Consider the following 17796-nt stretch of genomic DNA (forward strand, 5'->3'; position numbering starts at 1 on the left):
GACGACAACCATCCTCCGGCTATATCCGGATATATAGGTTCATTCCTGATGAAACACGTCGTTAGCGGAGGCGTAACAGCTGCCCGGCATCCTGATGGGCATGGGATTCTTGCGCATCCGCACCACGGTGGACGAGCGGCCCGGGCGGCTGGCCTCCCTCGCCTCGGCCCTGGCCGACAGGGGCGGCAACATTCTCGGCCTGAGCGTGCAGTCCGACACCGACGGAACCGTTGACGAGTTCGTCGCCGACATCCCCGCCAACCCGGAGACCGTGCGCGAGGCCCTGGAGGCGGCCGGCGGTCGCCGCGTCCAGGTGGTGCCGGCCACCGCCCACGAACTGACCGACGAGCCCACCAGGGCCCTGCTGCTGGCCTCCAGGCTGCGCTCGATGCCGTGGCGGCTGCCCGAGCTGCTGGCCGAGCTGCTGCGCGCGGACGACGCCCGGTGGATCTATGGTGAAGCGGTGAGCGATCTTCCCGACCCGACCCAGCTCGTCGTGCCCGTGGCCGCCCGTCGCGCGGTCCGCCTGCGCCGCGCCGAGCTGCCCTTCACCCTGACCGAGGCGGCCAGGGCCGCCGCCTTCGCCAGGCTCGCCCAGCCGGCGGTCGAGCAGAGCGGCGCCGACCGCACGGTCAAGCTGGGCGACGGCGCCGAGGTCACGGTCCGCCCGCTCACCTCGATCTACCGCGAGGCCGTACGCGACCTGCACGACAGGTGCTCGCCGGAGTCGCGCAGGTTCCGCTACTTCACCTCGATGCCCACGCTGCCGGTGCGCATGTTCGACCGGCTGTGCGACAGGAGCCGGGGATATTCGCTGGTCGCCGGGCACGACGGGCAGGTCGTGGCGATGGCCAACCTGTTGTTCACGCCCGACCCGGGCATCGCGGAGATGGCGTTCCTGGTCGAGGACCGCCGGCAGGGCCAGGGCCTGGGCACGGCCATGGCCAGGATGCTGGTGGCGGCGGCGCGCGACCTCGGGTACGCCGAGGTCAGGGCCACCATGTTGTCCGACAACGCCAGGATGCGCAGGCTGCTGGTCTCCCTGGGCGCCACGCTCAGCTACACCGAGGACCCGGGCGTGGTCGAGGCCCGGTTGCCGGTCGGCGCGCTGGCCCCTGCCTGACGGACGGGCCTAGCCGACGCCTTCCTCGTCGTCGCCCCGCCGGTCTCCGGGCTTCTGCTCGGGCCGCTGGATGCCCAGATGGCGCTCGATGCGCTCCAGGCTCTCCTCGACCCGCGTGAGCCGCTCGCTCAGCATGGACCCGCCGGCGAAGAACATCTCGCTCGGGCGCTCCTTGGAGCCGCGGCCGACGCGGTCGAGCAGGCGCTGCCGTACGTCGGCCAGGTCCGCGCCGGCGTTCGTGAGCGCGTGCGCGGCCAGCCCCTCGCCCTCCCTGATCAGCCCGAGCAGGATGTGCTCGGTGCCGATGTAGTTGTGGCGCAGCTGGAGCGCCTCGCGCAGGGACAGCTCCAGGACCTTCTTGGCCCGGGGTGTGAAGGGGATGTGCCCGCTCGGCGGGTTGCCGTCGTGGCCGGTCTCGCGCTCGACGAAGGCGCGTACGTGCTCCAGCTCCACGCCGCAGCCGTCGAGCACCAAGGCCGCCAGCCCCTCACCCTCGTGGATGAGGCCGAGCAGGATGTGTTCCGTGCCGATGTATCCGTGGTTCATCATCCGCGCCTCCTCCTGAGCGAGGACGACGACCCTGCGCGCGCGGTCGGTGAAGCGTTCGAACACCGGGAGGCCTCCGTTCGACTGGGGCTGCCTCCACTATGCGCTACAAACCCCGGCATGTGGGGTATTTGTCCTGTGTGGATCTTGACGAGGTGGCCGACCGCCTTTACGCGCTCCCCCCGCCGGAGTTCACCGCCGCCCGCGAGGCCGAGGCCCGCGCGGCCAAGGACGCGGGCGACGTACGGCTCTCGCGCGACATCGCGAAATTCCGCAAGCCCACGGTGTCCGCCTGGGCCGTGAACAAGGCCGCTCGCGAGCATCCGAAGGAGCTGGCCGAGCTGCTCGAGGTGGGGGAGCGGCTGCGCGCGGCCTGGCAGGAGCAGGACGCCGACGCCCTCGCCGAGCTGACCCAGCGCCGCAACGCGGCCACCGGCAGGCTCAGCAGGCTCATCAGGCAGTCCGGCGGCCTTTCGCCGGCCGCCGCCACCGAGGTCGACCAGACGCTGGACGCCGCGGTCGTCGACGCCGACGCGGCCGATCAGGTGCGTCGCGGCCACCTGGCCAAGCCGCTCAGCTACAGCGGCTTCGCGCCCGCCCCCATCCCCCGGGAGCGGCCCGCCAGGAAGAAGAAGCCCACCCCGGAGGAGGAGGCGGACCAGGCCAGAGAGCGCGCCGAGGCCGAGGCCAGGAAGGCGAGGGAGCGGCAGGAGGCCGAGGCCGCGCACCGGGAGTGGCAGAGCGCGCTGGAGGCCGCGACCAGGGAGTACGACGAGCGTGCCGAGAAGGTGGCCACGCTGGAGCGCATGCTGGCCGAGGCACGCAAAGAGCTGGACGACAGCAGGAAACGGGTCGAGGTGACGCGGCGCGAGGAGCGGAACGCCCGGCAGCGGATCGATCGTTAGGCTATGGTGTACGAAACGGTTTCGTACACCTCTGGATCGGAGTGGCGATGACTACGTGGACCCCCGCCTCCATGCCGGACCTGACCGGCAAGAGCGCCATCGTGACCGGCGCCAACAGCGGCATCGGCCTGCCGACCGCGCTCGAGCTGGCCCGGCACGGCGCGCGGGTCATGGTGGCCACGCGCTCGCCCGAGAAGGGCGGCGCCGCGGTCGAACGGATTCTGCGGGAGGTGCCCGGCGCCCAGGTCGAGTACGCCCGCATCGACCTGGCCGACCTGGCCTCCGTCAGAGAGTTCGCCGAGGGTGTCGGCGAGGTGGATCTGCTCATCAACAACGCGGCCATCGCGATGATCCCCAGGCGGGAGACCAGGGACGGCTTCGAGATGCAGTTCGGCACGAACCACCTGGGGCACTTCGCCCTCACGGGGCTGCTGCTGCCCAAGCTGCTCGCCCGCCCGGGCGCGCGAGTGGTGACCGTCTCCAGCGACGCGCACGCCGTGGGCAAGCTGGACTTCGCCAACCTGGATCTGGAGCGTGGCTACGGCCGCATGAGCGCGTACGCGCGGTCCAAGCTCGCCAACCTGCTCTTCACCCTGGAGCTGCGGCGACGCGCCGAGAAGGCGGGAACGGGCCTGATCTCCGTCGCCTGCCACCCGGGCACCACCGCCACGAACATCGTCAAGCTGGGGCCCCTGCAGCCCCTCTTCCGCCTGATCTTCAAGTCGCCCGAGAAGGGCGCCCAGCCCTCCCTGTACGCCGCCACCTCGCCCGCCATCCGCGGCGGCGAGTTCGTCGGCCCCAAGCTCACGATCCTCACGCCGTCGGAGACCGCCAGGTCAGAAGAGCTCGCCAGGCGGCTGTGGGACGTGTCCACCGAGCTGACGGGCGTACGATTCGAGGAGATCTCGTATAGCTAGAAGGACGTGTACGTGGCTCCACTCGACCCCGAGCGTGACAGGGCCATCCTCGACGCCACGATGGAGCTGCTGTCGGAGGTCGGCTACGACCGCATGACGGTCGACCAGATCGCCAAGCGGGCCAGGGCGAGCAAGGCCACCATCTACCGGCGCTGGGCGGGCAAGCCCGAGCTGGTCGTGGACGTCATCTGCCGGCGTTTCGACATGGACATGCCGCGCGGGCAGGACACCGGCTCCCTCCGCGGCGATCTGGCCGCCATCTTCAGCAGCCTGTGCCAGGCGGTGGAGCGCAAGCACACGCTGGTCATCGGGCTGTCCTCCACCCTGGTGTCCAACCAGGAGCTGGCGCGCACGCTGCGCACCCACATGCAGGCCAAGGACCTGGGTGACGTCAAGACGCTGCTCGACCAGGCGGTGGAGCGGGGAGAGCTGGCCGGGGCCGTCGATCCCGCGCGGCTGTTCGCGATCGCGGAGGCGCTCGTGTGGCACCGCATGATCTTCAACGGGTCGCCGTTCGACGAGGCTTTCGTCGCGGAGTCCGTTGACGGGGTGCTGCTGCCGGTGGTGACCGCCTGGGCGGCGGGCTAAGGGGGCGGTGGCGGGTCCCCGCGAGCCGGGTCTAGCCGGGGCTGCGCCTGGCATGGGCCAGATAGGCGCAGACCGGGAAGCCGTCGCGCGCGTACGGGGCCGCCAGGCGCGTGTAATGCGCCTGGATGCGCGAGACGACCTCCGGCGGCTGGCCGGCGATCACCGCGAACCGCGGCCCGCCCGCCTCCACGATGTCCGTCCACCAGGCCCCGAGATCCACCTGGTGCCGCCACCGGACGGTCTCCACGGCCGCCTCCTCGAACCCCGCGGTCGTGAGCAGGGCGGCGAAGCGGTCCGGGGTGTCGTTGGCGGTGAACGGGCGGGGCGGCGGCTCGTAGGACACCCCGGCCGCCTCGATGGCCTCGGCGAAGATGTTCGTGGCCGTCATCTCGTCGGCCTTCCACCACGTCAGGGCGATCCTCCCGCCCGGACGCAGCACCCGGTGCAGTTCCCTGAGCGCCTCGGCGGTGTCCGGCACGTGGTTGATGATGAAATTTCCGGCCACGGCGTCGAACTCCGCGTCCGCGAACGGGAGCTCGGGCAGTGCGGCCTGCCGGATCGTGGCGTAGGGATGGCGGCGGGCGGCCAGCTCCAGCATGTGCGGGTCGGCGTCCACCGCGGTGACCTCCGCCCCTAAGGCGAGCGCCGCGGCGGTCACCACGCCGGTGCCGCAGCCGACGTCGAGCAGGCGGGCGGCGTGTGCCCGCTCGAGCAGGGGGCCGACGGTGTGGGAGCTCAGCTGAGCGAAGCCGCGGTCGTACGCTTCGGCGTTGATCACACGACCTAGCGTAACCTAAGCATTTAATTTAACATTTTACTGTGAGATTTCGGTGTTCAGGCTAGGAAAAGCGGAGACGTGCGACCTAAGGTCGTCGTCATGACCACCATCGACGCCTCCACCGACGCCTTCATTCACGCGCTGCCCAAGGTCGAGCTCCACGTCCACCTGGTCGGCTCGGCCTCCGTCGCCACCGTCCTGGAGCTGTCACGCCGCCACCCCGGGAGCGGCGTCCCCTCGACCGAGGAAGAACTGCGCCGCTTCTACACCTTCCGCGACTTCCCGCACTTCGCTCGGGTGTACCGGGCCGTCAACCAGTTGGTGCGCGAGCCGGAGGACGTGGCGACCCTGGTGCTGGGCCTGGCCCGCGACCTCGCGTCACAGGGCGCCCGCTACGCGGAGCTGCAGGTCACGCCGTACGCCCATCACATCGTCGGCATGCCCATGCGCGAGATCACCGAGGCCCTCGACCTCGCCGCCGCCCGCTCCCTGGCCGAGCACGGGGTGGAAATGGCGTACATCTTCGATATTCCCGGCGAGTTCGGCGAGGAGGCCGCAAAGATCACCCTGGACCACGCGCTCCAGGAACCTCCCACCGCGCTGGTAGGTTTCGGCATCGGCGGTATTGAGCAAGAACGCCTGAAATATCGCGACGCCTTCCGTTCCGCGTTCTCCGCCGCCCGCGCCGCCGGCCTGCACAGCGTCCCGCACGGCGGCGAGATGACCGGCCCCGAGACGATCTGGGAAGTCATCGAGGGCTACGGCGCGGAGCGCATCGGCCACGGCATCAACTGTCTCGCCGACACCCGCCTGGTCGCCTACCTGCGCGACACCCAGCTCCCCCTGGACGTCTGCCCCACCTCCAACGTCTGCACGGGCCAGATCGCCGCCATCGAGGACCATCCGCTGCCCCGGATGCTGGAGGAGGGCCTGTACGTCACGCTCAACAGCGATGACCCGCCCATGTTCGCCACCACGCTGGCCGAGGAGTATCGCGTGGCCGCGAAGGTCTTCGGGCTCGGCACGGCGGAGCTGGCCCAGCTGGCCAAGAACGGCGTCCAGGCCTCGTACCTGGCCGGAGAACGCAAGGATGCCTTGCTGAAGGAGATCGACGACCTCGCGTCCGCGTCCAGCTGAGGAAAACAGGCGGGCGGCGGTCCGCCGAGATGCTCACGTGCACGCTCGGCGGCCCGCCGCCCGGCTGAGGTCAGACGATCAGGGCGACGACAGTCGCCCCAGCTCCGGCGGGATCTTCCCCGCCGCCGCCCGGTCCAGCAGGAACAACGTCCGCCCGCGCCCGCGAGCGCCGGCCGCCGGCACCTGGACGGGGCCCGAGTGAGACAGAGCCAGGCGGACGGCCCCGGACTTCTCCTCGCCGGCCGCCACCACCCACACTTCCCGCGCCGCCTGGATGGCGGGCAGCGTCAGTGAGATGCGGGTGGGCGGCGGCTTGGGGGAGCCGTGGACGGCCACCACCGGGCGGGTGTCGTACAGGGCCGGCATGCCGGGGAACAGCGAGGCCACGTGCGCGTCCGGGCCCATCCCGAGCAGCATCACATCGAAGTTCGGCACCGGGCCGTGGTCCTCGGGACGGGCGGCGGCCCCCAGCTCGGCGGCGTAGGCGTTGGCGGATTCCTCGGCCGTCATGCCCGAGTCGGGGCCGCGCATGACGTGGACCCGCTCCGGATCCACGTCCACGTGGTCCAGCAGGGCCTCGCGGGCCCCGGTCTCGTTGCGTTCCTTGTCCCCGGAGGGCACGAAACGTTCGTCGCCCCACCAGATGTCCAGACGCCGCCAGTCGATGGCGTCACGGGCGGGCGTGGCGGCGATGGCCGCCAGCGTGGCGATGCCGACCGTGCCGCCGGTCAGCACGATCGAGGCCGAGCCCTTGGCCGACTGCGCGTCGACCAGACGGGTGATGATCCGTGCGGCCACCGCCTTGGCCAGGACGTCGGCGTTGCGGTGGACGACGACGGTGGGGACGCTCACAGACATTACTTTCTCAGCCACGGTCTCTCAGGTCACCCCTTGAAGGTCTGGGCGAACCGCTTGACCGCCGCCTCGTAGATCTCGTCGCTGTCGAGCCTGCGCATTTCCTCGGCCATCAGCTCCGAGGTGTGCCGCCTGGCCAGGGCCACGTTCCGGTCCGGCTGACCGGGCCGCGACAGCGTGGCCAGCCGCGCGTCGGTCCTGACCACGGCCAGCTCGCCCGCGTCCAGCTGCAGGCGTACGGCGGTGAGGCCGGGGCCGGGCGAGTCGGCGACCTCGATGGGCGCACCGAGCCGCTCCGACAGCCAGGCGGCCAGCAGCGGCGCGCTCGGATTGCCCGTGGAGGCCTCCACCACGCCGTCGCGTACCTGGCCCACCGGCTGGTCGAACGCGGCGGCCAGCAGGCTGCGCCACGGCGTCAGGCGCGCCCAGGCCAGGTCGGTGTCGCCGCGGGCATAGCCCTTGGCCCTGGTCACCAGCGACCTGACGCCGCCGTCGGACATGCCCCTGGCGTCGGTGATGCGCCGCTGGGCCAGGGCGCCGATCGCGTCCTTGGAGGGCACGTCCGGGGCCATGCCCGGCCACCACACCACGACCGGCGTGTCGGGCAGCAGCAGCGGGCTGACCACCGAGTCGGCGTGCTGGGTGAGCTCGCCGTACAGGCGCAGCACCACCACCTCGCCCGGCGTGGACTCGCCGATGCGCAGCTCGGCGTCGAGCCTGATGGGCTCCTCGACCTCACGGTTGATCACCACGATGATGCGCGACGGGTGCTCCCGGGCCGCCTCGGCGGCGGCGCGGAGCGCGTCGTACTGGTGGCGCTCCTCGCAGACCACCACGAGCGTCAGCACCATGCCGATGGCGGGCGCGCCCATCTGATGGCGCAGGTGCATGAACTGCGCCGAGATCTTCCCCGCCGTCGTGTCCGACAGCATGAAAGTTGTCACTAAAGTCTCCTCCACACGCGGCCGTCACGCGCCATCATCGCGTCCGCCGACGGCGGCCCCCACGAGCCCGATTCGTAGGGCTCGGGCTGGCCCTGAGTGGCCCAGAACTCCTCGATCGGGTCGAGGATCTTCCACGACAGCTCCACCTCCCGCTGGTGCGGGAACAGCGGCGGGTCGCCGATCATCACGTCGAGCAGCAGCCGCTCGTACGCCTCGGGCGACGACTCCAGGAACGACTCGCCGTAGGCGAAGTCCATGGAGACGTCGCGCACTTCCATGGCCGTCCCCGGCACCTTCGAGCCGAAGCGCACCGTGATGCCCTCGTCCGGCTGGACGCGCACCACGAGCGCGTTCTGCCCGAGGATCTCGGTGTCGTCCTTGCTGAAGGGCAGGTGGGGCGCGCGCTGGAACACCACCGCGACCTCCGTCACCCGGCGGCCCAGGCGCTTGCCGGTGCGCAGGTAGAACGGCACGCCCGCCCACCGCCGGTTGGCGATCTCCAGCTTGATGGCGGCGTACGTCTCGGTGGTCGACGCGCGCGAGATACCCTCCTCCTGCAGGTAGCCGACGACCTTCTCGCCGCCCTGCCAGCCTGCCGAGTATTGTCCGCGCGCCGTGTTGAGCCCCAGGTTGGAGGGCAGGCGCACGGCCTTGAGCACCTTCTCCTTCTCCCGTCGCAGCGCCTGGGCCTCGAACGAGGTCGGGTCCTCCATCGCCACCAGCGCGAGGAGCTGGAGCAGGTGGTTCTGGATCACGTCGCGGGCCGCGCCGATGCCGTCGTAGTAGCCGGCCCGCCCGCCGATGCCGATGTCCTCGGCCATCGTGATCTGCACGTGGTCGACGAAACTCCGGTTCCAGATCGGCTCGTAGAGGTTGTTGGCGAACCTCAGCGCCATGATGTTCTGGACGGTCTCCTTGCCCAGGTAGTGGTCGATCCGGAAGATCGAGCTCTCCGGGAAGGCCGACGTGGTGATCTCGTTGAGCTCGTGCGCCGACTGCAGGTTGTGCCCGAACGGCTTCTCGATGACCACGCGCCGCCACGACCCCTCGGGCGCGTCGGCCAGCCCGGTCCGCTTGAGCTGCTCCACCACCAACGGGAAGAACTTCGGCGGCACCGACAGGTAAAAAGCGTAGTTTCCGCCGGTGCCGCGGGTCTGGTCGATCTCCGCCAACGCCATGGACAGCGCGTCGAACGCGCCATCGTCGGAGAACTCGCCCGGCACGAAGTGGATGCCCTCGAGCAGCTGCCTCCAGACCTCCTCACGGAACGGCGTCCTCGCGTGCGCCTTGACCGCGTCGTGCGTCAGCTGGGCGAAGTCCTGATCCTTCCAATCCCGCCGGGCGAACCCGACCAGCGAGAACCCCGGCGGCAGCAGCCCGCGGTTGCCGAGGTCATAGATCGCCGGCAGCAGCTTGCGCTTGGCCAGGTCACCGGTCACGCCGAACAACACCATCACGCAGGGGCCGGCCACTCTGGGCAGGCGCTTGTCACGCGGATCCCGTAGCGGGTTCGCGGCGACCACCTCCTCCGTGGTGGCGGTCCCCGCCACGGCCGCCGCTACGGTGGCGGCCTCCTCCGCGGGTGCTCCAGGGTCTGTCATCTCAAACCTCCTGTGCGGCTGCGAGCAGGTGCGCGACCCCTGCAGCGCGGTCGGTCAAATGCAGGCGTACGGCGGGCCGTCCGCGCGTTTCGAGGGCCTCCAGGTCGCCGAGCGCCTGGGCGAGCTGGAGACGGCCCAGCGTGTAAGGCTTGCCCGGGACCGCGACGTCCTCCGCCACCGCCCCGGTGATCTGCAGGAACACCCCGTTCTGGGGCCCGCCCTGGTGATATTGCCCGGTCGCGTGCACCGAGCGCGGCCCCCACCCGAACGTCACCGGCCTGTCGGTACGCAGCGCCAGCAACGCCCGCAGCGTGGCCGGGTCGGCCATCATCCAGGCGTCGGTCATCTGCTCGAAGTCGGCGCCGTCGGGCACCGGCGCGTCGAAGGCCGCCAACCGGTCCAGGTAGGCCGTCACCGCCAGGTAACCGTCGGCCGGAAGAGCGTGCAACAGCTCGATGAACACCCCGGGCAGGTCCTTGGCCGTCACCGGGCCGTAGACCTCGACCGGGCCGTCCACCAGCGCGGGCGCGCCCGCGGGCAGCTCGGGCAGCGCCAGCAGGGCTTCGGTGTTGCCGGCGGGCTCGGCCTGGTCGGGCCGGTCTGCCGGGTCGACCTCCAGCAGGAGCGCGGCGACGGCGGCGGCGTACTGCCAGACCAGGAACTGCGCGCCCAGCGGTCCGTCCACGCGCACGTCGCCGATGTCGGACTCGATGGCGACGACCAGCTCGTCGTGGGCACGGTTGGGGTCGGCGCCCACGACGGGCAGGATCCCTTTGCCGCGCTTGCCGGTGGACGCGGCGACGAGCCATTCGATCCAGTCGGGCAGCCCGGCGATGGCGGACAGCTGGTCCTCCAGCAGGAGCTTGTCCCGGCCGCTCAAGGCGGCGCCGCCGAGCACCGCCCCCAGGGCGAGCCCGGGGTTGCCGCTGTCCCGCGACAGCAGCGGCAGCACCTCCTCGGCGTCGTCGAGCAACCGCGCCACGTCAGCCCCGGCCAGCGCCGCGGCCACCAGCGCGGCCGTCGGCACGGCCGCGCCCCAGCCGCCCGCCGGCGACGCCGGACCCGGCCCGCCGGCCGGTGACGGTGTGTCGGGGGCGCTCGACGGCACCAGGCGGTAGCCGCGCTCCACGGCCCGCCGCTGCAGCGGCGAGCCGGGGACGGCGACGGCCACGATGCGCTGCGCGGCGTCGATGCCCGCCGCCGCGAACCGCTCCTCGTAGATCCGCAGGCAGCAGTCGGTCTCCACGGCCGGGCCCGCCACCACCATGACCGTGGACTCCAGGGGCTCGGCCAGCGCCCGCCGCACCTGTCCGGGGTCGGACGTGTCGAGCACGGTGAGCGGCACGTCGGCGGTGTCGCAGATGACCTCCGCCGCCAGCGCCGCGCCGTCCGTGGCGGCCAGCACCACGGTGGTCAGGCCGGCGGCCCGGGCCTGCTCGGCGAGCTCGCCCAGTTCGGGCAGCAGCTCGCGTGAGGCGTGGAACGGCAGCCCGTCCGCCCACGCCTCGGCGTCTCTGGGAGCTTCGCTCCCTTCGCGACCCCACAGCGTGGGGTCGCCGGCGGCGAGCCGCGCGGGCACGCCGTCGGCGACGAGACGCCCCGCGACGGAGGAGGCGGCCGAGGCCGCCCTCTCGTCGCGGTAGAGCACATCCATCACGGAACCAGGTTCTTGGTGACGCTCTCGAGCAGCTCGTTCCAGGACGCCTCGAACTTCTGCACGCCCTCCTCCTCGAGCACCTTCACCACGTCGTCGTAGTCGACGCCGGCCTCCTTCAGGGCGGCCATGGTGTTCCAGGCGTCCTCGTAGAACGGCCGGATGGTGTCACCGGTGATGTTGGCGTGGTCGGCGGTCGAGTCGAGCGTCTTCTCCGGCATCGTGTTGACGGTGCCGGGGGCGACGAGCTGGTCGACGTAGAGCGTGTCGGCGTATTCGGGGTTCTTCACGCCGGTCGAGGCCCACAGCGGGCGCTGCGGCCGGGCGCCGGCGGAGCGCAGCCGCTGCCACCGCTCGGTGTTCATGACGTCCTCGTACGCCGCGTACGCCAGCCGCGCGTTGGCCACGCCCGCCTTGCCCTTGAGCTCCGGCTTGCCGACCTTGTCCAGCCGCTTGTCGATCTCGGTGTCGACCCGGCTGACGAAGAACGAGGCCACCGACTCGATCGTGGCCAGGTTGAGCCCCTTGGCCTGCGCGGCCTCCAGGCCGGCGAGCCAGGCGTCCATGACCGCGCGGTAACGCTCCAGCGAGAAGATCAGCGTCACGTTGACGCTGATGCCCTCGGAGATCGCCTGCGTGATCGCCGGCAGGCCCTCCACGGTAGCCGGGATCTTGATGAACAGGTTGGGCCGGTCCACCATCCACCACAGCGCCCGCGCCTCGGCCACGGTCTTCTCGCTCTCGCGGGCCAGGCGCGGGTCCACCTCCAGCGACACGCGGCCGTCCACGCCGCCGGTGGCGTCGTAGACCGGGCGCAGCACGTCGCAAGCCCAGCGGATGTCATAGGCCGTGATCGCCCGCACGGCCTCGTCCACGTTGACGCCACGGATGGCCAGGTCGTGCAGCTGCACGTCGTAGGCGTCGCCCTTGCTGAGCGCGCCGGCGAAGATCGTCGGGTTGGAGGTGACCCCGACGACGTTCTTCTCCCTGATCAACTGCTCCAGGTTGCCGCTGCGCAGCCGCTCACGGCTGATGTCGTCGAGCCAGATGGCCACGCCCTGGCCGGACAGCTTGTTGAGGATCTCGCTCATGTCTTCTTCAGTTTCCCGTCGTCTCGCCTTTTTCCTGACCAAGCTTGGCCAGGCTCGCATGTGCCGCCGCCGCCACGCGCTCGGCCGTCAGCCCGAACTGCTCGTACACAGTCCTGTACGGAGCCGACGCACCGAAGTGTTCGAGGCCGACCACTTCGCCGCATTCGCCGACGAACTGGTGCCAGCCGAGCGCGATGCCCGCCTCGACCGCCACCCGAGCCCTGATCGACGACGGCAGAACCGTCTGCCTATATGCGGAATCCTGCCCGTTGAACCACTCCACACACGGCATGGAGACCACTCGCGTGGGGATGCCCTGCTGCTCGAGCAGCTCGCGGCCCTCCACGGCCAGCTGCACCTCGCTGCCGGTGGCGATGATGATGACCCTGGGCTGGCCGTCGGACGCCTCGCGCAGCACGTAGCCGCCGCGGGCCACGCCGTCGGCGCTGGTGCCCTCGTACACCGGCAGGTTCTGCCGGGTCAGCGCGAGCGCGGCGGGCCGGTCCTTGTGCTCGAGCACGGCCTTCCACGCGTACGCGGTCTCGTTGGCGTCGGCCGGGCGGACCACGTCGAGGCCGGGGATCGCGCGCAGCGCCCACAGGTGCTCGATCGGCTGGTGGGTGGGGCCGTCCTCGCCCAGGCCGATGGAGTCGTGCGTCCACACGTAGGTGACCGGCAGCTTCATCAGCGCGGCCAGGCGCACCGCCGGGCGCATGTAGTCGGAGAAGACCAGGAACGTGCCGCCGTAGGGGCGGGTGCCGCCGTGCAGGGCGATGCCGTTGAGAATGGCGCCCATGGCGTGCTCGCGGATGCCGAAGTGCAGCGTGCGGCCGTAGCGGTTACCGGGGAACTCCTTGGTCTGGTATTCCTCCGGGATGAAGGACGGCTCGCCCTTCATCGTGGTGTTGTTGGACTCGGCCAGGTCGGCCGAGCCGCCCCACAGCTCGGGCAGCACCGGCGCCAGCGCGCTCAGCACCTCGCCCGACGCCTTGCGGGTGGCCATCGACGCGTCCACCTCGAACGAGGGCAGCGCCTTGTACCAGCCGTTCGGCAGCTGGCGGTGGGAGATGCGGTCGAGTTCCTCGGCGCGCTCGGCGTTGGCCAGCCGCCATTCGGCGTAGCCCTTCTCCCACTCGGCGTGCGTGGCGCGGCCGCGCTGGGCCACCTCGCGGGCGTGCGCGAGCACGTCGGCCGGCACGTCGAAGGTCTTGGCCGGGTCCATGCCGAGGACTTCCTTGGTGGCGGCCACCTCCGCCTCGCCCAGCGCCGAGCCGTGGATCTTGCCGGTGTTGCGCTTGTTGGGCGCCGGCCAGCCGATGATCGTGCGCAGCCGGATGAACGACGGCCGGTCGGTCTCGGCCTTGGCCGCCTCCAGCGCGTCGTACAGGGCCTGCACGTCCTCGTGGTAGTTGTCGCCTGCGGTCCAGTCGACGCTCTCCGTGTGCCAGCCGTAGGCCTCGTAGCGCTTGACCACGTCCTCGGACTTGGCGATCAGCGTGTCGTCCTCGATGGAGATGTGGTTGTCGTCCCACACGACGATGAGGTTGCCGAGCTTCTGGTGGCCGGCGAGGGAGCTGGCCTCGTGGCTGATGCCCTCCTCGATGTCGCCGTCGCTGACGAAGCACCAGATGTGGTGGTCGAACGGCGAGGCGCCGAGCTCGGCGTCGGGGTCGAACAGGCCGCGCTCGCGGCGGGCGGCCATCGCCATGCCGACCGCGTTGCCCAGGCCCTGGCCGAGCGGGCCGGTCGTGGTCTCGACGCCCGCGGTGTGGCCGTACTCGGGGTGGCCGGGGGTGAGGCTGTCCCACTGGCGCAGCCGCCTGAGGTCGTCGAGCGTCAGGCCGTAGCCGGAAAGATAGAGCTGGAGGTAGAGGGTCAGGCTGGTGTGGCCGCACGACAACACGAAACGGTCGCGCCCGATCCAGTTGGGATCGGTGGGGTCGTGGCGCATCACACGCTGAAACAGCAAGTATGCGGCGGGGGCCAGGCTCATGGCGGTGCCGGGATGACCCGAGCCCGCCTTCTCCACTGCGTCCATCGCCAGGGCTCGAATGACGTCGACCGCCTGCTTGTCCAGGTCGGTCCAGTCAAGGGCTGGCACGAGTTCGGTGCTCAAGTGCTCGATCTCCGGAATCTAGTTGTCATTGGTCATGCCGGTTGGCTATCCCGCCCACACGGACCCTAACCGAGTGGACGTGGCGATCAATTCCATATCCACCCGCGCGTGTCCATGTATGGCGCAAGCCCCCCATTGGCCGGACCGGCCCACCCTGCGACTACAGTTTGTTGGGTTCGCAGAGGCGTCACCGGCGCCCACCCATGGATCCGCTCTTATCAGAGGTTACGCGTTGACTCCGCACAGGCTGGAAGCGCCTTGACGGTGCTGACCAACAGGCAGGCGACGGCGCCATCTCCGCAGGTGGAGGCGCCGCGCACGATCGGCACGATCGTGAAGGCCTACATCGCGCTCACCAAGCCGCGGATCATCGAGCTGCTGCTGATCACCACGCTGCCGGTGATGTTCCTCGCGGCGGGCGGCCTGCCGCCGCTGTGGACGTCCATCTCGGTCATGGTGTTCGGCACCCTGTCGGCGGGCAGCGCCAACGCGCTCAACTGCTATGTGGACCGCGACATCGACCAGAAGATGCGCCGCACCCGCCGCCGGCCGCTGGCCAGGCACCAGGTGTCGCCGCGCGGCGCGCTGATCTTCGGGATCGTGCTCGGCGTGCTGTCCCTGGTCGGGCTGTGGGTCACCACCAACTGGCTGGCGGCGCTGCTGTCCACCGCGGCGATCCTGTTCTACGTGCTGGTCTACTCGATGATCCTCAAGCGCCGCACGGCCCAGAACATCGTGTGGGGCGGCATCGCGGGCTGCATGCCGGTGATGATCGGCTGGGCGGGCATCACCGAGCGGCTGGACTGGGCGCCGCTGGTGCTGTTCGGGGTGGTGTTCTTCTGGACGCCGCCGCACACCTGGACGCTGGCCATGCGCTACAAGGAGGACTACGCGGCGGCCAAGGTGCCGATGTTGCCGGTCGTGGCCACCGAGCGGCGGGTCATCCTGGAGTCCATCGGCTACACGTGGGCGACCGTGCTGTGCTCGCTGCTGCTCTGGCCGGTGGCGGGGACCACGTTGTTCTACCCGGTCGTGGCGGCCGTGCTGGGCGTGATGTGCCTGTGGGAGGTGCACCGCCTGCTGGCCCGGCTCAACGCCGGCAAGACCGGCGTCGAGCTGCGGCCCATGCGCTTCTTCCACTGGTCCAATGCCTACCTGGCGCTGCTCTTCCTCGCCGTCGCGATCGACCCGCTGCTGGCATGATCGCCGCCGCCGCCGCGGGTCCTTTCTGGACGGTGAGGACTGGCTATGCTGGCACGGCCACCGGCACTCTGATCCGTTAAAGTCACCCTATGGCGTCCCGTGATCCACGCTGGGTGTTGAAGGACCGCCCCTCATTGGCGTTGATCATCGGGCTGGTCCTCACCGGCATCTGCGCTCTGGTCTCCTTCTCGTTCGACGTGCTCAACGGCGAGCCGGTGCAGTTTTTCATCGCGCTCACGCTGGCGCTGGCGCCGGTGCCGATGCTGCTGGCCGCGGTGCTGGCACTGGACAGGATGGAGCCGGAGCCGCGCAGCAACCTGACCTTCGCCTTCGCGTGGGGCGCGGGCATCGCGGTGCTGGTCGCGGGTGTGGTCAACTCGCTCAACCTGCACTACATCATGGACACCGTCAAGCTGTCGGAGGCAAGCGCCCGCAACATCGCGGCCACGTTCGGCGCTCCCGTCGTCGAGGAGACGATGAAGGGCCTGGTGCTGCTGGGGCTGCTCAGGTTCCGCAGGGCTGAGCTCGACGGGCCCACCGACGGCGTCATCTACGCCAGCATGGTCGGCCTCGGCTTCGCCATGAGCGAGAACGTCAGCTACTACCTCGCCGCGCTCAACTCCGAGTCCGGCGTCAAGGGACTGGCGGTCACCGTGGTGCTGCGCGGCATCCTGTCACCGCTGGCGCATCCGTTGTTCAGCTCGATGATCGGGGTCGGCGTGGCCTACGCCGCCCAGCGCAGCGGCTCCGAGCGGGTGTTCTATATCCTCGCCGGCTGGTCGGGTGCGATGGTCCTGCACGGCCTGTGGAACGGCCTGGCCTCCTACGGCGGCTTTCCCGGGCTCGTGGTGGCCTATCTGACGCTGCTGGTGGTGCTCGTCGTGCTCATCGGCGTGGTGTTCAGGGACCGGCGCCGGATCGTGGCGCTCATCCAGCGCTATCTGCCGCCGTACGAGCCGACCAAGCTCGTCAACGGGGCCGACGTCTACATGTTGTCGACGTTCTCCCGGCGCCGTCAGGCCAGGCAGTGGGCCAAAGCGCACGGCGGCAAGCGCGGGCTGCGCGCGATGCGCGACTACCAGCTCGCCGCCACCGAGCTGGGGCTGCTGCACGAGCGGGCGGCCCGTCACATGGTCGACGAGCAGACCTTCCATGAAGAGCAGCGGGCGCTGCTGGAGTGCATGAGCACGGCCAGGGCGGACTTCCCTGTGCCGTCGGTGCACGCCGGGTCCGTCGCGAGGGGCACGCCGCCGCCCGGCTACGCCCCCGGCGCCCCGGGCTGATCCGCTCAGACGGTGGCGGGCGCTTCGATGGGGGAGTGGGGCGCGGGCACCGGGTCGCGGGTGCGCAGCGAGGTCACCACCCTGAGGGCGGCGATCCAGACCAGGGTCGAGCCGAGCACGTGCAGGAGGACCAGGGCGGCGGGCACGGCCAGGAAGTATTGGGTGTAGCCGATCACGCCCTGCAGCAGCTCCACCACGAACAGCGCCAGCGCGGCCCGCCGGGCCGGCCGCGTGGAGTCGCCCACGTGCAGGGCGAACAGCAACGCGAACGTCAGCCCGACGACGACGTAGGCGAGGTCGGCGTGCAGCCGGGCCACGGCCTCGATGTCGAGGTCGAAGCGCGAGGCCATCACATCGCCCGAGTGCGGGCCCGTGCCGCTCACCACCACGCCGGCCACCAGCAGCACGAAGACGGCGCCCACCAGCACGTAGCCCAGCCTGCGGACATCCCGGTGGGTCACTCGCCGTGCCGTGCCGTCGCCCTCGCCCGCGCGGGCGTACAACATCCAGCAGGCCGCGATCAGGCCGCTGGAGATGAGGAAGTGCATGCCGACCGTGAACGGGTTGAGCATCGTGTTGACCACCAGCCCGCCCCACAGGGCCTGGGCCAGGACGCCGACCGGCTGGAGCAGCGCCAGCCGCACCAGGGACCGCCGGCGGGGCACCATCCGCCAGGCCGCGATGACACACGCGGCCCCCACGGCCAGCACCAGGAAGGTCAGCAGCCGGTTGCCGAACTCGACCAGCATGTTGAGCATCGACACCTCAGGGTGCGCGACCGGGATGAAGCTGTCCGGGGTGCACCTCGGCCAGGTCGGGCAGCCGAGCCCGGAGCCGGTGACGCGCACGCCCGCGCCGGTCACCGTGATGCCCGCGTTGACGACCACGGATGCCATCGCCCAGCCCCGCATCGACCGCGTGGTCGGCACCCAGAAGGAGAACAGGTGGCGCACGAGAGGGTTGGAGTGATCCGTGGGTAGCTTCACGTCATCGATGGTACGGGCCGGTACGGTCGGTCCCGCCAGGGGGAACGGGCTTCTCAACCCGCATAGGTA

At 70.6% G+C, this 17796-nt stretch carries 16 protein-coding genes; 7 read left to right on the forward strand and 9 right to left on the reverse strand.

Annotated elements, in window-relative coordinates:
- The first annotated feature begins 100 nt into the window (after positions 1 to 100).
- Positions 101 to 1123, forward strand: coding sequence for a GNAT family N-acetyltransferase (locus OHA25_RS32975; RefSeq protein ID WP_327580825.1), 1023 nt, complete (start codon positions 101 to 103; stop codon positions 1121 to 1123).
- Between the two features lie 9 nt (positions 1124 to 1132).
- Here OHA25_RS32975 and OHA25_RS32980 read toward each other — a convergent pair whose 3' ends face one another.
- On the reverse strand, positions 1133 to 1735 hold the full coding sequence (locus OHA25_RS32980; RefSeq protein WP_442941927.1) for a Clp protease N-terminal domain-containing protein: 603 nt from the start codon (positions 1733 to 1735) through the stop codon (positions 1133 to 1135).
- Between the two features lie 74 nt (positions 1736 to 1809).
- On the opposite strand from OHA25_RS32980, the gene OHA25_RS32985 reads away from it, so the two are divergent.
- The 3 genes from OHA25_RS32985 to OHA25_RS32995 are packed head-to-tail and all read left to right on the forward strand — an operon-like array spanning position 1810 to position 4079.
- Positions 1810 to 2574 (forward strand): hypothetical protein, encoded by a 765-nt coding sequence (locus tag OHA25_RS32985; RefSeq protein ID WP_327580826.1) that lies wholly within the window; start codon positions 1810 to 1812, stop codon positions 2572 to 2574.
- 47 nt (positions 2575 to 2621) lie between these two features.
- The gene (locus OHA25_RS32990) at positions 2622 to 3491 is read left to right on the forward strand and encodes an oxidoreductase (RefSeq protein WP_327580827.1); all 870 of its coding nucleotides are present in this window, start codon (positions 2622 to 2624) and stop codon (positions 3489 to 3491) included.
- Positions 3492 to 3503: 12 nt separating this feature from the next.
- The gene (locus OHA25_RS32995; RefSeq protein ID WP_327580828.1) at positions 3504 to 4079 is read left to right on the forward strand and encodes a TetR/AcrR family transcriptional regulator; all 576 of its coding nucleotides are present in this window, start codon (positions 3504 to 3506) and stop codon (positions 4077 to 4079) included.
- A gap of 31 nt (positions 4080 to 4110) precedes the next feature.
- On the opposite strand, the gene OHA25_RS33000 is transcribed toward OHA25_RS32995, so the two are convergent.
- Entirely contained in the window at positions 4111 to 4857 is a 747-nt protein-coding gene (locus OHA25_RS33000) for a class I SAM-dependent methyltransferase (protein WP_327580829.1), read from the reverse strand.
- Positions 4858 to 4956: 99 nt separating this feature from the next.
- On the opposite strand from OHA25_RS33000, the gene add reads away from it, so the two are divergent.
- On the forward strand, positions 4957 to 5994 hold the full coding sequence (gene add / locus OHA25_RS33005) for an adenosine deaminase (protein ID WP_327580830.1): 1038 nt from the start codon (positions 4957 to 4959) through the stop codon (positions 5992 to 5994).
- A 78-nt stretch (positions 5995 to 6072) separates the two neighbouring features.
- On the opposite strand, the gene pgl is transcribed toward add, so the two are convergent.
- From pgl to tkt, 6 genes are read right to left on the reverse strand one after another with little or no spacing between them, the layout of a single operon-like run.
- Entirely contained in the window at positions 6073 to 6846 is a 774-nt protein-coding gene (gene pgl / locus OHA25_RS33010; RefSeq protein WP_327580831.1) for a 6-phosphogluconolactonase, read from the reverse strand.
- 32 nt (positions 6847 to 6878) lie between these two features.
- Complete coding sequence (locus OHA25_RS33015) at positions 6879 to 7793, reverse strand: glucose-6-phosphate dehydrogenase assembly protein OpcA (RefSeq protein WP_327580832.1); 915 nt, start codon at positions 7791 to 7793, stop codon at positions 6879 to 6881.
- Entirely contained in the window at positions 7793 to 9394 is a 1602-nt protein-coding gene (gene zwf, locus OHA25_RS33020) for a glucose-6-phosphate dehydrogenase (protein ID WP_327580833.1), read from the reverse strand. Before zwf ends, OHA25_RS33015 begins: the two co-directional genes overlap by 1 nt.
- A 1-nt stretch (position 9395) precedes the next feature.
- Positions 9396 to 11048 carry a glucose-6-phosphate isomerase gene (locus tag OHA25_RS33025; protein WP_327591075.1) on the reverse strand — a complete coding sequence of 551 codons (1653 nt, stop codon included), beginning with the start codon at positions 11046 to 11048 and terminating at the stop codon, positions 9396 to 9398.
- The gene (tal, locus tag OHA25_RS33030; protein WP_327580834.1) at positions 11048 to 12139 is read right to left on the reverse strand and encodes a transaldolase; all 1092 of its coding nucleotides are present in this window, start codon (positions 12137 to 12139) and stop codon (positions 11048 to 11050) included. Before tal ends, OHA25_RS33025 begins: the two co-directional genes overlap by 1 nt.
- A 7-nt stretch (positions 12140 to 12146) precedes the next feature.
- Entirely contained in the window at positions 12147 to 14240 is a 2094-nt protein-coding gene (gene tkt, locus OHA25_RS33035; RefSeq protein ID WP_327580835.1) for a transketolase, read from the reverse strand.
- Positions 14241 to 14513: 273 nt separating this feature from the next.
- Between tkt and OHA25_RS33040 the strand changes: the two genes are divergently transcribed.
- Positions 14514 to 15458 carry a heme o synthase gene (locus OHA25_RS33040; protein ID WP_327580836.1) on the forward strand — a complete coding sequence of 315 codons (945 nt, stop codon included), beginning with the start codon at positions 14514 to 14516 and terminating at the stop codon, positions 15456 to 15458.
- A gap of 89 nt (positions 15459 to 15547) precedes the next feature.
- The gene (locus OHA25_RS33045) at positions 15548 to 16741 is read left to right on the forward strand and encodes a PrsW family intramembrane metalloprotease (RefSeq protein ID WP_327580837.1); all 1194 of its coding nucleotides are present in this window, start codon (positions 15548 to 15550) and stop codon (positions 16739 to 16741) included.
- Between the two features lie 5 nt (positions 16742 to 16746).
- On the opposite strand, the gene OHA25_RS33050 is transcribed toward OHA25_RS33045, so the two are convergent.
- Positions 16747 to 17727 carry a COX15/CtaA family protein gene (locus tag OHA25_RS33050; protein WP_327580838.1) on the reverse strand — a complete coding sequence of 327 codons (981 nt, stop codon included), beginning with the start codon at positions 17725 to 17727 and terminating at the stop codon, positions 16747 to 16749.
- Between the last annotated feature and the right edge of the window lie 69 nt (positions 17728 to 17796).

It is taken from the genome of Nonomuraea sp. NBC_00507 (assembly GCF_036013525.1).
Classification (GTDB): Bacteria; Actinomycetota; Actinomycetes; order Streptosporangiales; family Streptosporangiaceae; genus Nonomuraea.